This window comes from Staphylococcus sp. 231237_7MaSpsaltlick, assembly GCF_043107035.1.
In genome coordinates this window covers 1-442 of the sequence record NZ_JBICNX010000376.1, presented here as the reverse complement: position 1 = coordinate 442, position 442 = coordinate 1, and the positions used below count along the sequence as shown (strand labels likewise).

The 442-nt window shown below is 33.0% G+C and carries 1 protein-coding gene and 1 pseudogene; both read left to right on the top strand.

Translation table 11 applies throughout. The features are described from left to right. The first annotated feature begins 1 nt into the window (after position 1). A complete protein-coding gene (locus ACF91D_RS31970; RefSeq protein ID WP_392438732.1) occupies positions 2-232 on the top strand; it encodes a metal-sensitive transcriptional regulator in 231 nt (76 codons plus the stop codon). Next, a pseudogene (locus ACF91D_RS31965) lies at positions 232-442 on the top strand (sulfite exporter TauE/SafE family protein); the annotation flags it as partial. The gene ACF91D_RS31970 and the pseudogene ACF91D_RS31965, both read left to right, overlap by 1 nt.

Sequence of the window (442 nt, the reverse complement as noted above, 5' to 3'; positions counted from 1 at the left end):
TATTAATAGAATACAAGGTCAACTCAATGGAGTTATTAAAATGATGGAAGAAGAAAAAGATTGTAAAGATGTCATTACTCAAATCAGTGCATCAAAAAGTTCAATCCAACGTTTGATGGGGATTATCATTAGTGAAAATTTAATAGAATGTGTAAAGGCAGCAGAGGATAATGGTGAAAATTCTGAAGAATTGATTAATGAAGCCGTTAACTTATTGGTAAAAAGTAAATAATGGATATTTCAACTGTTATTATGATGTTACTTATAGGTGTATTCGGAGGCTTTATTTCGGGTCTAGTAGGTATCGGTGGTGCTATCATTATTTATCCAGCTATTTTATTATTACCGCCACTATTTGGTGTTCCTGCATACAGTGCATACATCGCTTCAGGACTTACTTCCAGTCAAGTCTTTTTCAGTACTTTAAGTGGGTCATTAAAAG